Below are 488 nucleotides of genomic sequence, written 5' to 3' on the forward strand. Positions count from 1 at the left end.
GATTCCCCTCGCGCGCATCCTGGTCTATCACCGGGCGACGGACCCCGCGGTCCGCGCGCCATCCCACGAGAGGCATGAGCCTGTGAGATCCCTCTTCCGCACGGCCCGGGCGGCCGCCATCGCCTGCCTCGCCCTGACCGCGATCGCGCCGGCCCCCGCCGCGGTCGCGCAGGCGGCCGCCCGGGCCGCCACGGCCAGATCGGAGCCGCTGACGATCGTCACGAAGGCCGGGCCGAAGCGCTTCGACGTCGAGGTGATGCGCGACGACGCCGCCCGCGCCCGCGGCCTGGATACCTGCCCGCAGGCCGCGTTCGTGCCGTTTCACCGGATCGTCGCCGAACATTTCGCCATTCCCCCCAACGAGCAGCCCGCCTGCGGCATGTCGCCCGGCCACGCGGACCCCGACGCGATCGAGAACCGCCCCCCCACCCATCCCACGCCACAGGCAACAACAACGTATGCCGGCCTCCGCTTGTGAAAAAAAACAA

1 protein-coding gene is annotated in these 488 nt (G+C 71.9%); it reads left to right on the plus strand.

Annotation, left to right across the window (positions count from 1 at the left end):
* The coding region (locus ACU8YC_RS26520; RefSeq protein WP_446896197.1) for a hypothetical protein at positions 1 to 478 on the plus strand (478 nt) is incomplete at its 5' end.
* Between the last annotated feature and the right edge of the window lie 10 nt (positions 479 to 488).

The sequence above is a fragment of the Citrobacter sp. VF227 genome (assembly GCF_052950715.1).